This window comes from Burkholderia multivorans ATCC BAA-247, from assembly GCF_000959525.1.
In the GTDB taxonomy this organism is placed as follows: domain Bacteria; phylum Pseudomonadota; class Gammaproteobacteria; order Burkholderiales; family Burkholderiaceae; genus Burkholderia; species Burkholderia multivorans.
This window is the reverse complement of the sequence record NZ_CP009831.1, coordinates 1,324,973-1,345,338: the sequence shown is the minus strand read 5'-3', so window position 1 is coordinate 1,345,338 and position 20,366 is coordinate 1,324,973. Positions and strand designations below refer to the sequence as shown.

Sequence of the window (20,366 nt, the reverse complement as noted above, 5' to 3'; positions counted from 1 at the left end):
CGCCGGGCCGCAAGGCGCGCGACGCCCGATCGGCCCGGCGCTTGCCCGCGCATCACGTTACTTCGGGCGTATCTGCAGCTTGTCGCGCACGCCGCGTACGCCGTCCACGTCGCGTACGACGCGGAGCGCGGTCGCGCGTTGCCGATCGTCGGGCACGGTGCCCGTCAGCTCGGCCACGTGATCGCGTACCTGCACGTCGATGTCGCCGGACGCGAGCCCGCGCTCCGCGACGAGCGCGGCCCTGACGCGGGACGCGATCGTCGCGTCGCGCAGCTGGCTGCCGACGGCCGACGCCTGGCTCGCGAGCTTCGCGCCGACGCCCTGCTCGGCCGCCGCCGGACGAGGCACCGCGATCCATGCACACGACAACACCAGTATGCGCGCGATTGCGGCAACCGGCGGCCGACGCTCGACGCGCGGCGGCGCCGGCTGCGCATTCGCGCGCGGCGCGTGTTTCGTTTCGTTCATGTCGTCCTCCCGTCCTCCGCTGTCGGCGCGCGACCGCCCGGCCGCGCTTGCCGTCATTACCGTTCCGGTCCGTCCTTCTCACGCGTACGACGGGCCGTCACGTCGTCGATCGCGCTTGCGAGCGTCGGCACGTCGACCGGCTTGCACAGATACGCGTCGAAGCCGGCGGCCATCACCCGCTGCCGATCCGCGACGCCCGCATGCGCGGTCACGGCGACCACCGGCATGCGCGCGTGGCGCCCGGGCAGACGCCGCACGCGCTCGATCAGCCAGAATCCGTCGCCGTCGGGCATCGCGATGTCCGACAGCACGACGGTCGGCGGATCGCGCTCGATGCTCGCGAGCGCGTCGCGCCCCGACTGCGCGGTGGACACCTGCGCGCCGAGCGTCCGCAGTGCGGCCGAGAGGCTCGCGCGCGACGTCGGCTCGTCGTCGACGACGAGCACGCGCTGGTGTTCGAGTGCCGCCGCCGGCACGCTGTCCACGGCGCCGAGCGGAACGACCGCCATGTCCGCCTCCCAGCCGGCCGGCAGCGTGACCGTGACGGTCAGGCCGCGACCGGGCCCTTCGCTGGCCGCCTCCACCGATCCGCCGTGCAGCTCCGCGATGTTGCGCACGATCGACAGGCCGAGCCCGAGGCCGCGCTGCGGCGATGCCGGCGCATTGGCCGGACGGTTGAACGGATCGAACAGATGCGGCAGCGCTTCGGGCGCCATCCCTTGCCCCGTATCGGCCACCGACAGACTGACGTGCGCGTCGACGCGTGCGAGCGACACGACGATGCGTCCGCCGCTCGGCGTGAACTTGATCGCGTTCGACAGCAGGTTCGACAGCACTTGATGCAGCCGCTCCGCGTCGGCGGAGATCACGCACGCCGTGCCCGCGCCTTCCGTGACGAGCGTGATGCCCTTCGCATGCGCGGGCGCGCCGAACTCGCGCGCCGCGTCGTGCACGACGCGCGCGACGTCGACCGGCGTACGCTCCAGACGCAGCTTGCCGGTCGCAAGCGACGACGCGTCGAGCAGATCGCCGACCATCCGCGCGAGCGAACGCGCGCTGCGATCGATCGCGTCGACCGCCTGCTGCGCGAAGCCCTGCCCGTCGACGCTGCGCAGCACCTCGACCCAGCCGTAGATCACGTTCAGCGGCGTGCGCAATTCATGCGACACGGTCGCGAGCAGTTCGTCCTTCAGCCGGTTCGCCGTGTCGGCCTGCACACGGGCGTCGCGCGCGCCGCGCAGCGACAGGCGATCACGCCGCTCGTCGCGACGGCGCTCGCGCGCCTCGCGCAGCGTCATCGAGAGGCCGTCGACATGCCCGTTCGCATCGACGATCGGCGATGCCGCAAACGTCGCGCGAAAGCAGTGTGCGTCTTGCCGCATGCACAGCACGTCGATCGGCCCGACCGGCGCGTGTACCTCGTCGATCGACGCGGGCACCGGCTGACGCCGCAGCCAGCGCGGCGCGAACAGCGTCGTTACATCGCGGCCGATCATCGTCGCCGCGTCGGCGCCGAAGATGCGCTGCGCCGCGCGGTTCCAGCTGACGATCCGCCGCGCGCCGTCGACGCCGACGATCGCGTCGGGCGACGCATCGACCACGCGGCGCAACAGCACGTCCTCGGATGGAGGCGGTGCAGCCGCCGGCTCCCGGCGTGCGTCGCGCGCGTCGTCGACCGCACGCGTGCGCGCGAACAACGGCCTGACGGCTGCGATCAGCGCGCATTCGATCACGCCGATCGCGACGAACGTGCCGGCGTCGGCCAGCCATGTCGCCGTCGGCGCGTCGCGCCACCAGAGCGCAGCGATCACGACGGTGCTCGCGACGATCGCGGCGAGGCCGCCGGCGAGCGACGTCAGCCACGCGGCGGCGGCGACGCCTGCATAAAAAGGCAACGGCGCAAACGGCGCATGCGCGCCGACCACGCGAATCGCGCCCGCCTGCAGCGCGCACGCGACGCCGACGGCCAGCACGACCCATGCACCCTGCCGGAATAGTTCACGGGTAACGGTCCTCATTGCGTTCCTGCATTCGCGCCGGCATCCTTCGCGCGGCGGCGTGCCGCCCGGGCGGTCCGGCATACCGTCGAACGGGCCGGGCGAGCGACACGCGGCAAGCAACCGTCATACCTGCCGACGCCACCACCGCAACGGTCCGAGCGCCGCAGCCTGCGGCGGCCGGCAGCGGCACGGCGCGGCGCACGCACGGGCGCGGGACGGCGCGCACCGCGCGTTGCCGGGCCGCGATGTGCAACGCTGCGCCATGTCGCGGCGCGCGCCATGCGAAGATGACAGCGCGTTTCGTCGCGGATGGGGCCCCGCTATCCCGCTGCGATACCTCGGTCGCCGCAAAGCACGCGCCAGGACGCACGTTTTTTCATTAGCTTTCTGTAAAAAAGCATGGGATCGTTTTGAAATCCTGCCCCCGACCGTGCATGCCAGGCGGCTGTCGATCAAAAAAAGGCACGCGAGCGATCGCCAGCGCCGTGCGCATTGGAAATTTCTATGCGCCGGCACCTTCGCGCCGCCCGCGTTGTCGATACCCGGTATTCCAAATGGACGAATTGCGTGACATCGAAGTGCCAACCGACATGCTGAAGCCGCCGCGGGAAACGTCGTCCCGCGCGAAACGCGCAGACGAACGCCGGCTGTCCGGCCGCTCGGCCGCAATGCGTGCGCTGCTCGCGCGCATCGAGAAAGTCGCGCCGACCGGCGCGAGCGTGATGATCGCGGGTGAAAGCGGCGTGGGCAAGGACATCGTCGCGCGTCGGCTGCACGAGTTGAGCCCGCGGCGCAACGGGCCGTTCGTCGCGGTCAACTGTGGCGCGATTCCGCCCGACATCGCGGAGTCGCAGCTGTTCGGCCACGAAAAAGGCAGCTTCACCGGCGCGACCGCGCAGCACACCGGCTTCTTCGAAGCCGCACGCGGCGGCACACTGCTGCTCGACGAAATCGCCGAAATGCCCGCCGCGCTGCAGGTGAAGCTGCTGCGCGCGCTGGAGTCGAACACGATCCTGCGCGTCGGCGGCACGGAAGCGATCGCGCTCGACGTGCGGATCGTATCCGCGACGCGCCACAATCCGGCCGACGCCGTGCGCGACGGCCGCCTGCGCGAAGACCTGTTCTACCGGCTCGCCGCATTCGCGCTCGTCGTGCCGCCGCTGCGTCAGCGCGAGGGCGACGTCGAGGTGCTCGCGCAGGAGTTCGTCGCGGCGCTCAATGCGCGGCACCGGTCCGACAAGCGGCTGACCGATGCGGCGATCGCCGCGCTGCGTGCGTACTCGTGGCCCGGCAACGTGCGCGAACTGCGCAATACGATCGAGCGCGCGTACATCCTGGCGGACGACGGAATCGACGTCACGCTGCCGAAGCAACCGGTGCCGGCCGACCTGATGCACGACGACGCGATCTCGCTGCCGCTCGGGGCGACGCTGCATCATGCGCAGCAACGCTTCATCGCCGCGACGCTGCGCCATTTCGAGGGCAACAAGCCGCTCGCGGCGAAGGCGCTCGGCATCAGCCTGAAGACGCTGTACAACCGGCTCGCGCTGATGCGCGAGGCCGGCGACGACGCCGCGCGCCCGGCGTCCGGCGAACGCGCTACGCGACCCTGAACTGGCCGACCGTCGACGCGAGCGCGTTCGCCTGCGTCTGCAGCGCCGACGCCGCCGCGGTCGACTGTTCGACCAGCGCCGCGTTCTGCTGAACCATCTCGTCGAGCTGCGTGACCGCGCGGTTCACTTCCTGGATACCGCGCGTCTGTTCGTTCGCCGCATGCGTGATCTCGGAGATGATCGTCGTCACGTTGGCGACGTTCGACACGATTTCGCGCATCGTCTCGCCAGCCTGCCGCACCTGCCCGGAGCCGGCCGACACGCTGTCGACCGTCGATTCGACGAGCACCTTCACTTCGCGCGCGGCCTGCGCGCTGCGTTGCGCGAGACTGCGCACTTCCTGCGCGACCACCGCGAAGCCACGCCCCTGCTCGCCCGCGCGCGCCGCTTCGACGGCCGCGTTCAGCGCGAGGATGTTGGTCTGGAACGCGATGCCGTCGATCACGCCGATGATGTCGCCGATCCGGCCCGACGCTTCCTCGATCTTCGCCATCGTCGCGACGACGTCCGACACGACCGCGCCGCCGTGCGACGCGATCCGCGACGCGGCGGCCGCGCGCTCGTCCGCCTGACCGGCTGCGGCTGCCGACTGGCCGACCGTCGCGGTGATCTGCTCCATCGACGCGGCCGTTTCCTCGAGGCTCGCCGCCGCCGATTCGGTGCGCGACGACAGATCCCGATTGCCCGCCGCGATCTCGTTCGCCGCCGTGCGCACCGATTCGCTCGCGTCGCGAATCTGCCGGATCACGTCGCTCAGCTTGTCGACGAAGCGGTTGAATGAGCGCGCGATGTCGGCCACTTCGTCGCGGCCCTCGGCCGGCAGCCGCTGCGTCAGATCGCCACCGCCCGAGCCGATCTCGGCCATCGCGAGCCGCACCTGCGACAGGCGGCGAAACGCGGTCGTCGTGATTGCGCCGACGATCAACGACGCGACCGCGACGATCACGATCATCGTGATCAGCGAAGCGGTCAGCAGCGAGCGCATGCCGCCCGTCGCATCGGCCTTGTCGAGCGCGACGAGCGCGTACCAGTCTGTGCCCGGCACCGGCTGCGCGCGCACGAGCTTCGCGTCGTCGCCGACGTGCACCTCGACCGGCGCGCTCGCACCCGCGAGCGACGCCGCGGGAATCGCACCGAGATCGGGCGACAGGTCGGCGACCGGCTTCAGCGTCAGCTTCGAGTCGGGATGCGCCACCACGTGGCCGCTGCTGTCGATCAACATGCCGAAGCTGGCAGGCGTCGGATGAATCGACTTCACGTTCGCGATCACGCTGTCCATGCCGACGTCGGCCGCGACGACGCCCTTCAGCGCGCCGTCGCGCAGAATCGGCACCGCGAACGTGACGACCAGGTTGCCGGTGCCCGCATCCACATACGGCGGCGTCACGACCGGCTTGCCGGCCTGCGCCGCCTGCCGGTACCACGGCCGGCCGGTCGGATCGTAGTCGGCGGGAATGCCGGTCGGATCGGAAAACCGGAACGATTTGTCGGCATAGCCCGCATAGACGTTCGTGAAGCCGCCCGCGGCCGCCATCTGCTTGAACACCGGCAGCGGATCGGCGGACAGCGCGGCGTCCTGCAGCGACTCGACCATCCGGCGCCGCGTCGCGACCCAGTCCGCGATCCCGACTACGTGGCCGCTGGCAACCGACGTCAGGTTGCGATCGATCGCATCGTTGTTGTACGCGCGCGCAATGAAATAGTTGATGAGGGTGGTAGCGACGAGCGCGAACACGACGATGGCGACGCACGCGGCGAGGATGCGGGTGCGGATGGACGAAAACATGGCGACGACTCGGTAAGGGTGCACAAACGCCCGGTGGAGGGATTCACCGGGTAAACGGCACGTGCGTCGCCGACTTGAGCGGTCCGTGACAAATCGATGAAACGTCTGACGAAACGCGCGCGCTCGGTGCTCGGTCCGTTCGGGCCGAGCCTCGGCGCGCGTCACGTCATGCCGGGACCGTCAGGGACCCGAACGTGCGTCGGCGCCGGGGGAATCGTCGCCGGCACCACGTGAACGGGGATCCGGCACGATATCCGCGTTCTCGCGCATCCGTTCGCGCAGATGGCGGATCGCGATCACGCGGATGTAGTCGTGCACGCGCGCGCCGGACGACAGCGCGCGTATCTCGGCATCGAGCATCGCGTGCAATTGCTCCGCGTCGATCGCACGTCGCGCGGCAGCTTCCTTCAGCGAATCGAGTAAATCGTCCTGTGACATCGACGGACTCCTGACGGTCGAAGTGACGGAAACGGAACGGCAAGGAAAGCGTAACGAGTCGGAAGCCGTGCGGCGTGCGGTGCGCCGCGGCTTGCTTGCGCGCGATCAATGAAAGGCGGCCGAGGCAGGCCGTTCGCGCAGGATCGATGAACATGTCGCGCCACCCCGGACGCGTCGCGGCGGGTGGACATGCACCGCGTGCATGTCGGCGCGTCGCCGTAGCGTGCAACTTAGACTCGCCGAAATGCGACGTCAAGGGTCGCGATCGCCCGGACCGCGCACGCATACGATGCCGGCGATGCCGGAAAGCGGGCGGGATGCGCGGCATCCCGCCCTTCTTCCAGGGCCGCCTTGCGGCAGCCTACCCTCGTGCCAGAGAGTTCGCGATTCGTCGGTGGCGGGCGATGCGGCCGGTCGCAGAAAAAGACGGTCCGTGCGTGCAAGCGGCGCAGCATGCGGCGGTGACGATTCGGCGGTGTGCCGCATGCCCGGCGCGCGCCGCGCTGCATCGTTGCCGCTGCGCATGCACGGTGCGGCGCGCTGCGTCGAATGGCCTGCCACTGTCGCATGCGCGCCGTGCGCCGTTTCTGACGCAGATCAAGCGCTGCGCGTTTCGTGCGCCTTCAGCGGCCTTGTCCGCGTACGAGCAGCACGGGCACCTCGGCCAGATGCGCGACACGCCGCGCGACGCTGCCGATCAGCCATGCCGCAATGCCGCGCCGGCCGTGCGTGCCGACCACGAGCAGTTCCGCATGCCAGTGCACCGCATCGCGCATCAGCGCGTGCGCGACGTCGTCGCTCGTCGGGCGCGTCTCGACGATGCCGCGCCGCGTCGGGTTGCCGGTCGCATGCAGCATCGGCGCGACACGCGCCAGCGCATCCTCGCCTTCGGCGCGATAGGCGTTCTCGAGCGCGCGCACCGGCACGATGTCGGTGAGCCGAACGGCGCGGTCCACGACGTAGGCCGCGTAGAGCAGCGTCTGCGGTGCCGCGAAGCCGAGCCCCACCTCGACCGCATGAAGCGACGGCTCGCTGCCGTCGACGGCAAACATCAGCCGCTGCAGCGGGCCGTCCGACTCGCGCGCATACGACGCAGGGACGAGCAGCAGCGCGCAATGCGCCCGCGTCGCGAGCGTGTCCGACATCGCACCTTCCACGAGCCGCAGCAGCCCGTGATGCGGATTCGCACCGACTACGAGCACGTCGGCGCCCCACTGCGAGGTGTCGTTCGCGAGCGCGTCGGCGACCGAGCCGCCGGTGATCGACGTATCGACGATCGCGGGTTCGAGCTCGACGTCGCTGTCCGCGAACAGTGCAAGGGTGCGTTCGATCGTCGCCTGCGCGTCGTGCGTCATTTCCTTGCGCGCCGACGTCAGCAACGCATCGATGCGCGGAATGTCGGGCAGCACGAGGCGCGGGTTGTCGATCGCGCAAACGATTCGCAGTTGCATGCCGGGACGCAGCAAGGTGCGGACATAGCGGGCGGCGGACAGCGATTCGGGTGTCGGGTCGATCGCGAGCGCGACGCGCGCGATGGACCGGGCGGACTGGGCAGGCTGCATGGCGAAGGCCTCCGTGCGTACGCGTCGTCGCCAACGACGACGGGAGCTTCGCGCAGCGCCGCGCGCGGCGGCCACGGACGACCGGCGCGGAACGAATCGGCGGATGGCCACGCGAAGCGCGGACCAGCGATCGGGACAGGATAAAGCGTATCGGCCCGTGCGTGCATGATCGAGATCAGCGCACGCGCGGGCCCGGATGGCGCACGCAGGACGCGCGCGGGCGCCGGCCGCTCAGGACTTCGGCGTCGATACGGCCGGACGCTTCGCGTAGCACACCGTGTACGCGATACCGAGCAGCACGATCCACAGCGGGCCGATCACGAGTGCGACGCGCGTATCGGGCGTGAACGCCATCAGCACGACGACGAACGCGAGAAACGCGAGCGCCGCGTATGAGCCGAGCGGATAGAACGGCACGCGAATCGGCAGGCGCGCGACGCGGTCGGCCGACAGCGTGCGGCGGAAGCGCATCTGCGCGGTCAGGATCACGCACCACGTCCAGATCGCGCCGAACGTCGACACCGACGTGAGCCACACGAACACGTGCTGCGGCGCGAGGTAGTTCAGCAGCACCCCGACCAGCAGCAGCGCGACCGAGACGATCACGCCATAGACGGGCACGCCGCTCGCATTGACGCGGCCGAGCACGCGCGGTGCCTGGTCTTGCTGCGCGAGGTTGTAGAGCATCCGCGCGGTGCTGAACAGGCCGCTGTTGCACGACGACAGGGCCGCCGTCAGCACGACGAAGTTGATGATGCCGGCCGCGGCCGGAATGCCGAGCCGCGAGAACGTCATCACGAACGGGCTGCCCTGCGTGCCGATCTGGTCCCACGGATAGATCGACATGATCACCGACAGCGCGCCGATGTAGAAAATCAGCACGCGCCAGAACACCGAGTTCACGGCCTTCGTCAGCGACTTCTCCGGATTGCGTGCTTCGCCCGCGGTGAGGCCGAGCATTTCGACGCCGAGATACGCGAACATCACGATCGGCAGCGCATCGATCACGCCGCCGATGCCGTGCGGCATGAAGCCGCCATGCGTCCAGAGGTTCGATATCCCGGTCGCGACGCCGCCGTTGCCGATGCCGAACACGATCATCAGCGCGCCGCCGACGATCATCAGCACGATCGTGACGATCTTGATCAGCGCGAACCAGAATTCGAATTCGCCGTACAGCTTGACCGCGATGAAGTTCACGGCACCCATCGCGCTGAGTGCGGCGAGCGCCCAGATCCAGTTCGGTACGGCGGGGAACCACATGTGCATGTAGACGCCGACTGCGGTGATTTCGGCCATGCAGGTCACGATCCAGACGAACCAGTAGGTCCAGCCGGTCAGATAGCCCGCGAGCGGGCCGAGATAGTCGCGCGCATAGCGGCTGAACGCGCCCGCGACGGGATTGGTAATCGCCATTTCGCCAAGCGCGCGCATGATCAGGAAGATCACGATGCCGCCGAGCAGATAGGTCAGCAGAATCGCGGGGCCGGCCGCGCGAATCGCGGTGGCCGAGCCGAGGAACAGGCCGACGCCGATCGTCGCGCCGAGCGCCATCAGGTTGATGTGCCGTTCTTCCAGCCCGCGGCGAAGCTGGTCTTCTTGCTGTTTCAAGTCCGTCTCCTCGCGGCCGCACGGCGGCCGCGTCATTGTGTCGAGGTCGATGCGCGAGCGTCGATGCCGTTATCGGTGCCGAAAACGAAAAACCGGCGCGACCGCTTTCCGACTGGAAAGCGATACGGATAGTGCGTCCATCCTTCGGGAATCGCCGCGAATTACCGGCGATTTCCGGAACAATCCGGAATGACCGGTCGGGCCTTTCACGGAAACCGCGCGCGGCCCGCGCGGCGCGGCTGAGCGCGGCGGCGAGCGGCGACGGAATCCACCGCTTTCGGCGCGAACAATCGCGCGTGATGGGTGCGCGATTGGCGGCACCCAATAGGAAGGCGCGATTATAAGAAAGATCGGCGGTTTTACGCCAGCCGATTTTCTCGCCGTGAGGGTGCGGGAAATGGAGATGAAATTCGATTGGGTGGCGGGTGCATTCGAATCGGCGCATGAGCAAAGCATCGGAGAGAAAACTCGATTACTTGCTGCACGCCGATTAACACGAAAGCAGAAAGGGCTCCGACGCGACCGCGTGTGCTCACCGCCCCCAGCAGCCCCAAGCCACGCCCAAAACAACGCCAACCCGCAACCGCATCGTCATTTGCTCAACGTCGCGCGCACCGTATATTCGCCGCCCAGCGCCGCATGCTCCGGCCGCACGAAATAACGCGACGTATCGAGATCGACCGGAATCGGCTCGACCGGATAGCCGTGCTTCTCCCACGCATCGAGGCCGCCCTTCAGCGCGCGGATGTTGTGGATCATCTTCTTGCGCTGCAGCTGCGCGACGATGCGCTTGGCCGTCGCCTCGTTCGGGCACACGCAATAGACGACGATCGGCCGCTTCAGCACTTCCGGGTCGAGCAGATCGGGCGACTCGAGATCCAGCGGCACCGCGCCGGCGATCCGGTACGGTTCGCGCTCGCGGATCGCACGCGGCCGCGCGTCGAAAATCAGCGGCGGTTCGCTCGACGTCATCATCTCGACGAGCTGCGGCGGGGAGATGCGCACCTGCGCGAGCCAGCGGCGGAACTGCAGCCGCCGCACCCAGCGGTACAGCACGAACGTGATGAAGATCGCAAGAAACGCGTCGAGGATCGTGCCGCCGCTCGCGCGCACCCACAGCACGAACTGGACGATCTGGTCGTGAACCGCGGCGCCGCCGATCAACCAGAACGCCGCCCACAGCGACGCGCCCGCCAGATCCCAGAACAGAAACACGCCGACGCCGATGGCGGTCGTGCCGAGCAGCGGCGCCGACACGAGCCCGAGCCCCGGCAGAAATTTGGACAGCACGAGCAGCGGCGCGCCATACCTTTCGAATACGTTACGCGCGAAGCGCAACGTCGTATCGAGCGACAACGAAAAGCGCACGAGCGCATTCAGCAGCCGGCGTCCGCGCGTGCGGCCCATGAAGAACCACAGCGAATCGGCCAGCATCGTCGCGCCGATGGCCGCGACGAACATGCTGGCCCACGAGGCCTGTCCCATCGCCGCCATCGTGCCGCCGAGAATCAGCATCGGCACGGCCGGCACCGGCACGCCGAGCTGCGTGATCAGCACGCTCGCGAACACGGCCCACGGGCCGAGCGACGATGGAATTGCGATCGGGAAATGCCACACGACGGCGCTCCTGGATGACATGCGGACCGGGCGACGACGGCGGCCGTCGATACGGCTGTGCAATGCCGGCACCCACCTCGGCGCACCGGCACTACATGACGCGCATTCTAAACGGGTTTCGCCGGCGCCGCGCGCATGCCGGCCGGCGCCCTGCCCCGCTTCAACCGGGCGCGCGCGGCGCCAGTTGGGCGACGTGCTGCGCATATTCGGGAAACGCCTCGGCCAGCGCGTCGGCGTCGGCGAGCTCGAATTCCGCGAATTCGAAGCCCGGCGCCACCGTGCAGCCGACGAACGCGACCTGCTCGGGCGACGCGCAGCGCGCGCCGAACCAGCGTCCGGCCGGCACGACGGCCTGGAACACGGTGCCCGGATGCACGAGCGGATTGCCGAGCCGATGAATCGTCAGCCCGTCGCGTTCGTCGAGCACCCATACCTCGAGCGGATCGCCGGCATAGAAGTGCCAGACCTCGTCGGAGCGGATCCGGTGCCACGACGAATAGGCGCCATCGCACAACAGGTAGTAGATCGCGGTGGAGGCGGCGCGACGCGCGTCGTCGGACGGACGCACGACCGTGTCGGCGGCGCGGTAGGTTTCGCGGAAATAGCCGCCTTCGGGATGCGGCTGCAGGTCGAACTGGCGGATCAGGTCCGCGGCGGAAATCGGCATGGCGACGAAGAACGGTAAGTGGGGCGAATCCGCATCCGGCGAACGGACGGTCGCGAGACCGGCCGCACGCCGACGAATGCGGCACGGCATCGGGCGCCGCGGCCATGCGCGCGAGGCCCGCATCGCGGACGCAGACAACGCGACGACGATCGGCGGCTTGGGCCGATCCTGCCAGAAGTGATAGCCGCGATGCAACCGCCGGCGCCGCTGCGTGGCACGTACCGCGGCCGAGCGCGATTACGCGCGATTACGTGCGAGTCGGCGCCGGCGCCGGCACCGGCTCGTCGTGCCGGACCAGCAGCACGGGGCGATCGGCCGCGCGCAGCAGCGATTCGGCCACGCTGCCGAGCAGCAGCCGACGCAGCCCGTGCCGGCCGCTCGTGCCCATCACGATCAGATCGGCATCGGCTTCGGCCGCGGTGCGCATCAGCACCGCCGCGACCTCCTCGCCGTATGCGTCGAGCGCGCGCACGGTGCCCGGCACCTGCCGCTGCGCGAGCACTGCTTTTGCTTCGTCGAGCACGGCTGTCGCGACACCGGCGGCCGCTGCGTCGTCGTCCGGCGTCTCGGGGAAACCGGCGCCGACGTCGACGAGCCGCGGCCGATGCTCGACTACGTACGCACACGTGATCGTGCCGCCGGAGGCGGCCGCGATCCGGATCGCCTCGTTCAGTGCGAGACGCGCACTCGGGCTGCCGTCGAGCCCGACGAAAATCCGCTTGTACATGTCCGTCCCTCCGATCGCGCCGACGCGCATCCTGCACGCGAGCACCGGCCGGCCCGCGCCCCATTTAACCGACCCTATTACAAAAAACGCCCAAAGCAAGCACAATTTCGCGTTGAAAACACATCGACTGTGCCGGGCGCGGCTCTCGCCCGGGCAGCGCGCGTCGCCCGAGTGCCCGGGTGGCGGACAACAGAATGGCCAGCCAATGACCGCCAGAGGAACCCCAACCCGTGGCGCCCGAGAGCCCGCGCGCTTCCGGACCATGTTACGCCAGCCGCTTGCGGCCGGCACCGCGGCGCTCGTGATCGGCGCGGCGCTGTCGCTCGGCGTCGCGCTGCTGGTGCGCGACGAGTGGCAGGACGCCGTCCATGCGCGCTTCGAGCGCCGTACCGCGCGCGTGACCGCGATGCTGCGCCACGAACTGCTGGCCGGCGTCGGGATACTCGACAGCGCGCGCGGCGCGCTTGCGCTCGTCCCGCAGATGACGCCCGAACAATGGACGCGCTACGCCCAATCGCTCGATCTCGACGCCAGCCGCTCGCCGGTTCGGCAGCTCGGCTACGCGCCGCTGTCGGATGCGACGCGCGCCGCACTCGCCGGACACGCGTCGATGCCGGCCGGCCCGCTCGCGACCGCGACGCTCAGCGCGCCGCCGTCCGTCGCGCCGGTCGTGCGCTTCGGCGCACCGGATGCACAGGCGCTCGCGCGCACGCTGCGTACCGGCGAAGTTGCGCTCGGCGTGCATCCGGCCGACGACGATCTGTCCTACGACGCACGCACGCTGACGCTGTTCGTGCCGGTTGCCGCTACGCGGCGCGCTGCCGGCGCACCGTCCGTCGCGAGCGACCTCGAGCCGGACGGCATCCTGTTCGCCGCGTTGAGCCCGCAGCGGCTGATCGACCGCGCGCTCGACGCGGAACGCGGGATCGACCTGAAGATCGGCGCGGGCAGCGATCCGCGCCCGATCGTCAGCGCCGAGACGACGACCGACGAGGCCGCGACGTCGCCATACCTGATGCGGCGCACCGAGGTCCTCAATTTCGGCGGCACCGCGCTCACGCTCGCGTATTCGGCCGACGGGCGGCCGAGCGCAACGGGCGCGCAGCGCGCGGCCGCCACCGTGCTTGCGGCCGGGCTGCTCGCGTCGATCGCGTTCGCGGGGCTCGTCCATGCACTGATGCGTAGCCGCGCGGCCGCCGCGGGCGACGCGGGCGCCGGCAGCCGTCATCTGAACGAAGCGCGAATGATGGGCATCATCCGCCCGTCGATGGAGGCGATCATCACGATCGACGAGAAGCAGACGGTCGTGATCTTCAATCCGATGGCCGAGCAGGTGTTCGGCGTCTCGGCGATGGAAGCGATCGGCGCGCCGCTGTCGCGCTTCATCCCCGAACGGTTTCGCGCGGCGCATGCGAAGCACGTCGACCAGTTCGGCGTGACGGGCGTGTCGGAGCGGCAAATGGGACGCCAGCGCGTGCTGTTCGGCCTGCGCGCGAACGGCGAGGAATTTCCGATCGAAGCGTCGATCTCGCAGATCCGCGACGGCTCCGGCAAGCTGTACACGGTGATGCTGCGCGACATCACCGAGCGGCTGCGCGCCGAGAACGCGGTGAGGCAGTCGCGCGAAGAACTGCGCGAGCTCTCCGCGAATCTGCAGAACGTGCGCGAAGAGGAAAAGACGCGCATCGCGCGCGAACTGCACGACGATCTCGGTCAGCAGCTCACCGCGCTGAAGATGGATCTGTCGGTTGTCGAGCAGCGGCTGCGCACGCCGGCCGACGCGGCGCCCGACGCGACCGTGCTCGCGCATCTGCAGGGCATGCGCAAGCTGATCGACGCGACGGTCGCGTCGGTGCGGCGCATCGCGGCCGATCTGCGGCCCGTGATGCTCGACGATCTCGGCCTCGTGCCGGCGATCGAATGGCTCGCCAACGATTTCACGAACCGCTACGGCATCGACGTCGAACGCCATGTCGAAACGGGCGGCATCGCCTTCACGAACGCGGGGGCGACCACGCTGTTCCGCATCGTCCAGGAAGCGCTGACGAATGTCGCGCGCCATGCGGATGCGACGCGCGTCGCGCTGCGGCTCGACGTCGAAGACGGCTTCTGCGTGCTGCGCGTCGCCGACAACGGCCACGGCGCACCGCCCGGCGGCCCCGCACACGAGGACAAATCGTTCGGGCTGATCGGCATTCGCGAGCGCGCGCACATGCTCGGCGGCACCGTAACGATCGATACCGCGCCGGCGCGCGGCTTCTCGATCACCGTCGCCCTGCCGCTCGGCAACGTTGAACAGGACAACCCCATCTCATGATCAAGGTGCTCATCGCCGACGACCATACGCTCGTGCGCGACGGTCTGCGGCACATCCTTCAGAACGCGACCGGTTTCGAAGTGGCCGGCGAAGCGTGCGACGGCCCGTCGACGATCGCGCTCGTCCGCGCGACGCCTGCGCAGGTGCTCGTGCTCGACCTGTCGATGCCGGGCCGCAACGGCGTCGAATTGATCAAGCAGATCAAGGACGAGAAACCCGCGCTGCGCGTGCTCGTGCTGACGATGCACGCCGAACAGCAGTACGCGGTGCGCGCGTTCCGCGCGGGCGCGTCGGGCTATCTGACGAAGGAAAGTGCCAGTGCGGAGCTGGTCGGCGCGGTCACGAAGGTCGCGTCCGGCGGTGTGTACGTCAGTCTCGCGATGGCCGAGCAGTTCGCGCAAAGCCTCAACGAGCCGGCCGACACGCTGCCGCATCAGCGGCTGTCCGACCGCGAGTTCGACGTGTTCCGGCGCATCGCGGCCGGCCAGACGCTGACCGACATCGCGCAGGCGCTATGCGTGAGCGCGAAGACGGTCAGCACCTACAAGACGCGGATTCTGGAAAAGATGCAGATGCCGCACGAAGCGGCACTCGTGCGCTACGCGCTGCGGCACAAGCTCGTCGACGAGGCCGACGACATATGACGCATGACGCGCCACCGCGCGAGCGCGCGTATCGCTACTTCGCGGGCACCGGGCACGCGAGATCGCCCTCCTCGCACGATAGATACGCCTTGAGCGTTTCGGTGCGCTCCTTGGTCAGATCGTCGAGGCAGGTCGCGACCACCATCGCATAGGCGCTGCCGCCGTCGGCGTTCGCGCTCGAGAACTGGCATTCGGCATCGCGATATGCGATCCAGGCGCGCTGCGCGGCGACCAGCTTGTCGGCAACCGGCCGTGCGTCGCGCAATCGCGCGGTGACGGTCTGGTACGTGCGGTTCAGCACCGCGTCGGACTGCCTGTACGCATGCTCGGCGCACGCGGTCAGCGTCGCCTGGTCGGACGCATTCGCGCAATTCGCCTGCGCATGGGCGACGCTCGCCGCCAGCATCAGCGGGCACAGCAGCACGGCGGTCGGGACACGCATGGGATCGCTCCTTGTTGTTGGTTGACGTCGTGGAGTCCGGTACGGACGGAGGCCGCGTGCCGCGCGTCGGCGACACCGTCCGGGATGCTAGCGCACGCGCGTGCGAATGTCAGCGTCGTCGTGCAACGGCCCGTCGGCGCGCGCGGTGGACGCAAAAAAGCCCGCACTCGGATCCGGATCGAGTGCGGGCTTTGTTCGGCCGGTAGCTTCGGCGGCCGAGCGGCCGCCGTACGACGCTCAGTGACCGAAGTAGACGGACGAGCGGTCGGCCGCGGCCGGCACGGCAACGCGCTGGCCCGCTTGCGATGCCGCTGCGGCGTTCGCGCCGTAGCCCGTCGCATCGCCGTTCGCGGCAGCGATCTTCGCCTGCGCGGCCTGAATGTTTTCCGGATAGTTCAACCAGTCGTTCGGGTTGTAGCCGGCCTTTTCGAGCTGCACGAGCTCCGCGCGCACTTGCGCACGCGTCAGCGGCTGCTGGTTGGACTGTGCAAACGAAACGACCGGTGCGGCAACCAATGCGGCCAGTGCAACTGCCTTGATCAGCGATTTCATGATGCGTTACCTCCAGATTGTTTTGTCGGGCGCTTCGGACACGAACGTCGTTGCGCATGTGTGGAATTCTAGGAGTGCACGCAATCAGGGTAAATACTTAAATCGCGAATTCACTGTTGACGAGATACATACAATCGCCGATCGCGCAGTCGAATCTTCTGACAATTATCGTCGTGGACGATATGAATCTTCGAAGCGACGACCGACTCGACGCGCCGGTCGCCTGGGTGTCGCGACCGCCCTTACTGTGCGCCGTCGCCGGCGTCCGGCGCACCGGGCGTCGACGGCTGCAGCGGCGCCGCAGGCGCGACCGGCGACGCCGCGCTGCCGCCGCCCGCGCCGCCCGGTGTCGCGGTGACCGGCGCGGGCGACGCAGGCGGCTGAACCTGCGGCGGCTGCAGCACCGAAGGCTCAGAACCCGCGCCCGATAGCGCGGCAGCGGACGCCGCCACTTCGGACGCCGGCACCCATTCTTCGACGATGCCGTCCGACGCGGCACCGGCGGCCGACGCGGCCGCTTCGCTCGACGCCGCACCGGCATCGGCCGGCTCGGGCTTGCGCGGCGTCCGCTGAACCTTGACCGGCGCGGCTGCCTTGTTCGGCTCGGGTCTGAACCACGTGTCGAACAGATCCGTCACGCGCTCGCGCACCGACGCGAACCAGCCCGGCGACGGCTCCGTATCGAAAGTCGCCTTCGGATCGATCAGCCGAGCACGCTGTGCACGCTGGAAGAAATCGCCGACGATCGGCAGCGCGCTGTGCGCGCCCTGCCCCCAGTAGTCGCTGCGCAGCGTCACGCGGCCGTCGTCGAAGCCGACCCACGCGCCGGCGACGAGCGCGGGCTGCATCAGGATGAACCAGCCGTCCGCGTTGTCCTGCGTCGTACCGGTCTTGCCGGCCACGTCGCCGCGCACGCCGAAGCGCGTGCGGATGCTCGCGCCGGTGCCGCGCGTGACGACGTTGCGCATCGTGTCGAGCAGCGTCTTGTCGGCTTCCGCATCGAGCGCGCGTTCCGGCGGCGCCGGCGCGAACTCGGCCAGCACGTCGCCGTTGCGGTTCTCGATCCGCGTCACCATCTGCGGCTCGACGTACAGCCCGTCGTTCGCGATCGTCGCGTACGAGGCGACCATCTCCTTCAGCGTCACGGGGCTCGTCCCGAGCGCGAGCGACGGCACGCGCTCGAGCGGACTCTCGCGCACACCCATGTCGCGCGCGAGCCGCGCGACCGCCGCAGGGCCGACCTTCTCCATCACCTGCGCCGTGATCCGGTTGCGCGACAGCGCAAGCGCATCGCGCAGCGTCATCGGCTTGCCGGTCGGCGGCACGTCGTCGTTCGGCCGCCATACCTCGCCGCCTTTCAGCGGGATCTCCACCGGCTGGTCGACGAAGGTATCGTCGGGCTTCATGCCGCGCTCGAACGCAGCGCCGTACACGAACGCCTTGAACGTCGAGCCCGGCTGCCGCCGCGCCTGCGCGACATGGTCGAACGGCTCGCTCGCGAAGTCGCGGCTGCCGACCCACGCGCGGATCTGCCCGTCGCGCGGATCGATCGCGACGAAGCCGGCCTGCACGTCGGTCTTCGCCTTGCACAGCGCACGCATGAAGCCGCGATCCGCGGCGAGCGCCTTCATCGCGGCCGCGTCGTCCTTGCCGGCATCCTGCGCGGCCTTGTATTCGGGCGATTCGCGCATGAAAGTGCGGAACACTTCGTTGTCGGTCCCGCAGCCGTCGCGGCCGCTCCAGGCGTTGTTCGCGATGCGCTGCAGTTCGTTCGTCTGCAGGATCAGCGCCTGCGTCGCCATCTGCTGCAGCCGCGCGTCGATCGTCGTGCGGACGATCAGCCCGTCCGAATAGATGTTGTAGTCGTTGCGGTCGGCCCACGCGATCAGCCATTTGCGCAGCTGCTGCGCAAAGTGCGGCGCCGGCCCCGGCGGCTCCTTCTGCCGCTCGAAGTCGATCCGCAGCGGCCGGCGCTGCAGTTGCGCGAACTGCGCGGGCGTCAGCTTCCCGTACTTCACCATCTGGCCGAGCACCGTATTGCGCCGCTGCAGCGCGCGTTCCGGGTTCAGCACCGGGTTGTAGTAGCTGTTGCCTTTCAGCATGCCGACGAGCGTCGCGCTGTCGAGCACGTCGAGTTCGTCGGCCGACTTGTCGAAGTAGGTGCGCGCGGCCATCTCGACGCCGTACGCGTTGTAGAGGAACGGCACCGTGTTCAGGTAGGTCTCGAGGATCTGGTCCTTGCTGTACACGGCCTCGATCTTCAGCGCGGTGATCGCCTCCTTCAGCTTGCGCGTGAGCGTCGGCGCGCGGCCGATCTCGTCCGGATACAGGTTGCGCGCGAGCTGCTGCGTGATCGTCGAGCCGCCCTGCCGGTCGCCGGAGAACGTGTGGAGTGCGGCCGACGCGGTGCGTCGCCAGTCGAGGCCGTGATGCTGGTAGAACCGGTGATCCTCGGTCGCGATCAGCGCATCGACCACGTGCGGCGAGATCTGCGCGAGCGGCACCCATTCGCGGTTCGACGGCTTGAACTCGGCGAGCAGCTTGCCGTCCGCCGACAGCACGCGCGCCGGCTGATCGACGCGCGCCTTGCGGATGTCGCCGATGCCGGGCGTGAACGGGACGAGCGCCAGGACGTACAACGCGAATAGTGCAGGCACGGCGGCGGCCGCAAGCAGCACGCCGCGGCGCGTCGGATGACGGAGATGGTGCCAGCCGGCGGCCAGCATACGCTTGACGGGCACGGCGGCGGCGGCCGCGGCCGGTTGCGCGCGCGCAACCCATTGGGCAAGAAGGTCGCGCACGGACGACTCGTTTCGGCGATTCACGCGGGTCGGGGATCTGCTGGAAAGGCAGCATCGTACCAAAACTCGCGCGACGCCCCGCCGCGCGGCGCACGCCCGGCGGCGCAAGCGTTCAGCGCACGAGGAAACCGTAGGTCAGCGGGTCGCGTTCGTCGACGATCCAGTTCGCGAAACCGCAGATGTGCGCACTGCCCTCCACTTCCGGGATCACGGCCGGCATCCCGCCGACCGTCGTCTCGCGCAGCACGCGCCCCTTGAACACGGTGCCGACGATCGACTCGTTGACGAGCGTGTCGCCGGCCGCGAGCAAGCCGCGCTGGTAGAGCTGCGCGACGCGGCCGCCGGTGCCGGAACCGGTCGGCGAACGATCGACTTCGCGGTCCGCGAATACGCAGCAGTTCGCCTGCGTCGAGCGTGGGTCGCGCGGTGCGTTCGCGATGATCGTCCCGTAGATGTGATTGATTTCCGGAATCTCCGGATGCACGACCGGATACTTCGCGTTCGCGGCGGCCTTCACTTCCGCGCCGAAGCGGATCAGCCGTTCGACGGCCGATTCGCGCACGGGCAGATCGAACGGCGCGCCGTCGACGTAGAAATAGAACGCGCCGCCATACGCGATGTCGCCGGTCACGGTGCCGAACGACGGCGTGTCGACCGACACGTCGCGCTGCCAGATGAACGACGGCACGTTGACGAAACGCACGGGGCCCGCGTGCTCGCCGTCCCACTGGACGAACGCCTCGATGAAGCCGCACGGCGCATCGATGCCGACGCGCGTTTCCGGCACCGTGCGCTGCACCCAGCCGAGTTCGACCGCCGCGGTCGACAGCGCGATCACGCCGTGCCCGCAATGGTCGCTATAGCCTTCGTTGTGCACGAAGATCACGCCGAAATCCGCGTTCGGCGACACGGGTTCGGTCAGATAGCCGCCGTACATGTCGGCGTGGCCGCGCGGCTCGAACATCAGCGCGCGGCGGATCTCGTCGGCGTGCTCTTTCAGCCATGCGCGGCGCCGCACGATCGTGTCGCCCGGCAGACGCGGCAGCCCGCTCGTGACGATGCGGAACGCTTCGCCGCCCGTATGGACTTCGACGGTGGACAGGGATCGGGAAATCTTCATG

General features: G+C 69.0%; 17 protein-coding genes. 4 read left to right on the top strand and 13 right to left on the bottom strand.

Annotation, left to right across the window (positions count from 1 at the left end; all coding sequences use genetic code 11):
• Positions 1-57: 57 nt before the first annotated feature.
• Positions 58-468, bottom strand: coding sequence for a BON domain-containing protein (locus NP80_RS08225; RefSeq protein WP_035488126.1), 411 nt, complete (start codon positions 466-468; stop codon positions 58-60).
• A gap of 56 nt (positions 469-524) precedes the next feature.
• The gene (locus NP80_RS08220; protein WP_006403560.1) at positions 525-2,486 is read right to left on the bottom strand and encodes a hybrid sensor histidine kinase/response regulator; all 1,962 of its coding nucleotides are present in this window, start codon (positions 2,484-2,486) and stop codon (positions 525-527) included.
• 572 nt (positions 2,487-3,058) lie between these two features.
• On the opposite strand from NP80_RS08220, the gene NP80_RS08215 reads away from it, so the two are divergent.
• The gene (locus NP80_RS08215; RefSeq protein ID WP_238542557.1) at positions 3,059-4,081 is read left to right on the top strand and encodes a sigma-54 interaction domain-containing protein; all 1,023 of its coding nucleotides are present in this window, start codon (positions 3,059-3,061) and stop codon (positions 4,079-4,081) included.
• On the opposite strand, the gene NP80_RS08210 is transcribed toward NP80_RS08215, so the two are convergent.
• The 6 genes from NP80_RS08210 to NP80_RS08185 all read right to left on the bottom strand — a co-directional run bounded on the left by NP80_RS08210 (position 4,068) and on the right by NP80_RS08185 (position 11,762).
• Positions 4,068-5,867 (bottom strand): methyl-accepting chemotaxis protein, encoded by a 1,800-nt coding sequence (locus NP80_RS08210; protein ID WP_006411120.1) that lies wholly within the window; start codon positions 5,865-5,867, stop codon positions 4,068-4,070. The two genes, NP80_RS08215 and NP80_RS08210, sit on opposite strands and share 14 nt — an antisense overlap.
• Positions 5,868-6,047: 180 nt before the next feature.
• Positions 6,048-6,305, bottom strand: a complete 258-nt coding sequence (locus tag NP80_RS08205) for a DUF3562 domain-containing protein (RefSeq protein ID WP_006403563.1) — start codon at positions 6,303-6,305, stop codon at positions 6,048-6,050.
• Between the two features lie 623 nt (positions 6,306-6,928).
• Complete coding sequence (locus tag NP80_RS08200; RefSeq protein WP_006403564.1) at positions 6,929-7,867, bottom strand: universal stress protein; 939 nt, start codon at positions 7,865-7,867, stop codon at positions 6,929-6,931.
• 231 nt (positions 7,868-8,098) lie between these two features.
• Positions 8,099-9,478 carry an amino acid permease gene (locus NP80_RS08195; RefSeq protein WP_006411119.1) on the bottom strand — a complete coding sequence of 460 codons (1,380 nt, stop codon included), beginning with the start codon at positions 9,476-9,478 and terminating at the stop codon, positions 8,099-8,101.
• Between the two features lie 591 nt (positions 9,479-10,069).
• Positions 10,070-11,095: a DedA family protein/thiosulfate sulfurtransferase GlpE gene (locus NP80_RS08190; protein ID WP_006403567.1), complete on the bottom strand. Its 1,026-nt coding sequence runs from the start codon at positions 11,093-11,095 to the stop codon at positions 10,070-10,072.
• A gap of 160 nt (positions 11,096-11,255) precedes the next feature.
• Positions 11,256-11,762, bottom strand: a complete 507-nt coding sequence (locus NP80_RS08185; RefSeq protein WP_035947636.1) for a cupin domain-containing protein — start codon at positions 11,760-11,762, stop codon at positions 11,256-11,258.
• On the opposite strand from NP80_RS08185, the gene NP80_RS30710 reads away from it, so the two are divergent.
• Entirely contained in the window at positions 11,761-11,943 is a 183-nt protein-coding gene (locus tag NP80_RS30710; protein WP_059939664.1) for a hypothetical protein, read from the top strand. The genes NP80_RS08185 and NP80_RS30710 overlap by 2 nt on opposite strands.
• 66 nt (positions 11,944-12,009) lie before the next feature.
• Here the strand turns inward: NP80_RS30710 and NP80_RS08180 are convergent, their stop codons facing one another.
• Complete coding sequence (locus NP80_RS08180; protein ID WP_035947634.1) at positions 12,010-12,489, bottom strand: universal stress protein; 480 nt, start codon at positions 12,487-12,489, stop codon at positions 12,010-12,012.
• 205 nt (positions 12,490-12,694) lie between these two features.
• Here NP80_RS08180 and NP80_RS08175 point away from each other — a divergent pair, with 205 nt between their 5' ends.
• Both NP80_RS08175 and NP80_RS08170 read left to right on the top strand, forming a co-directional pair.
• Complete coding sequence (locus tag NP80_RS08175) at positions 12,695-14,806, top strand: PAS domain-containing sensor histidine kinase (RefSeq protein WP_167338150.1); 2,112 nt, start codon at positions 12,695-12,697, stop codon at positions 14,804-14,806.
• Positions 14,803-15,450, top strand: coding sequence for a response regulator (locus tag NP80_RS08170; protein ID WP_006411121.1), 648 nt, complete (start codon positions 14,803-14,805; stop codon positions 15,448-15,450). Before NP80_RS08175 ends, NP80_RS08170 begins: the two co-directional genes overlap by 4 nt.
• Positions 15,451-15,484: 34 nt before the next feature.
• Here the strand turns inward: NP80_RS08170 and NP80_RS08165 are convergent, their stop codons facing one another.
• From NP80_RS08165 to lhpH, 4 genes are all read right to left on the bottom strand, one after another.
• Complete coding sequence (locus NP80_RS08165; protein ID WP_006411124.1) at positions 15,485-15,892, bottom strand: lysozyme inhibitor LprI family protein; 408 nt, start codon at positions 15,890-15,892, stop codon at positions 15,485-15,487.
• A gap of 237 nt (positions 15,893-16,129) precedes the next feature.
• Entirely contained in the window at positions 16,130-16,444 is a 315-nt protein-coding gene (locus tag NP80_RS08160; RefSeq protein ID WP_006403573.1) for a DUF4148 domain-containing protein, read from the bottom strand.
• A gap of 242 nt (positions 16,445-16,686) precedes the next feature.
• Positions 16,687-19,245, bottom strand: coding sequence for a penicillin-binding protein 1A (locus NP80_RS08155; RefSeq protein ID WP_045593543.1), 2,559 nt, complete (start codon positions 19,243-19,245; stop codon positions 16,687-16,689).
• 112 nt (positions 19,246-19,357) lie between these two features.
• On the bottom strand, positions 19,358-20,365 hold the full coding sequence (lhpH, locus tag NP80_RS08150) for a trans-3-hydroxy-L-proline dehydratase (protein ID WP_006397095.1): 1,008 nt from the start codon (positions 20,363-20,365) through the stop codon (positions 19,358-19,360).
• Between the last annotated feature and the right edge of the window lies 1 nt (position 20,366).

Bases quoted from the DNA above. Each gene is read 5' to 3' on its own strand.
- NP80_RS08225 (WP_035488126.1), bottom strand. From the start codon at position 468: ATGAACGAAACGAAACACGCGCCGCGCGCGAATGCGCAGCCGGCGCCG.
- NP80_RS08160 (WP_006403573.1), bottom strand. From the start codon at position 16,444: ATGAAATCGCTGATCAAGGCAGTTGCACTGGCCGCATTGGTTGCCGCA.
- NP80_RS08215 (WP_238542557.1), top strand. From the start codon at position 3,059: ATGCTGAAGCCGCCGCGGGAAACGTCGTCCCGCGCGAAACGCGCAGAC.
- lhpH (WP_006397095.1), bottom strand. From the start codon at position 20,365: ATGAAGATTTCCCGATCCCTGTCCACCGTCGAAGTCCATACGGGCGGC.
- NP80_RS08175 (WP_167338150.1), top strand. From the start codon at position 12,695: ATGACCGCCAGAGGAACCCCAACCCGTGGCGCCCGAGAGCCCGCGCGC.
- NP80_RS08180 (WP_035947634.1), bottom strand. From the start codon at position 12,489: ATGTACAAGCGGATTTTCGTCGGGCTCGACGGCAGCCCGAGTGCGCGT.
- NP80_RS08205 (WP_006403563.1), bottom strand. From the start codon at position 6,305: ATGTCACAGGACGATTTACTCGATTCGCTGAAGGAAGCTGCCGCGCGA.
- NP80_RS08220 (WP_006403560.1), bottom strand. From the start codon at position 2,486: ATGAGGACCGTTACCCGTGAACTATTCCGGCAGGGTGCATGGGTCGTG.
- NP80_RS08165 (WP_006411124.1), bottom strand. From the start codon at position 15,892: ATGCGTGTCCCGACCGCCGTGCTGCTGTGCCCGCTGATGCTGGCGGCG.
- NP80_RS08185 (WP_035947636.1), bottom strand. From the start codon at position 11,762: ATGCCGATTTCCGCCGCGGACCTGATCCGCCAGTTCGACCTGCAGCCG.
- NP80_RS30710 (WP_059939664.1), top strand. From the start codon at position 11,761: ATGGCGACGAAGAACGGTAAGTGGGGCGAATCCGCATCCGGCGAACGG.
- NP80_RS08210 (WP_006411120.1), bottom strand. From the start codon at position 5,867: ATGTTTTCGTCCATCCGCACCCGCATCCTCGCCGCGTGCGTCGCCATC.
- NP80_RS08170 (WP_006411121.1), top strand. From the start codon at position 14,803: ATGATCAAGGTGCTCATCGCCGACGACCATACGCTCGTGCGCGACGGT.
- NP80_RS08200 (WP_006403564.1), bottom strand. From the start codon at position 7,867: ATGCAGCCTGCCCAGTCCGCCCGGTCCATCGCGCGCGTCGCGCTCGCG.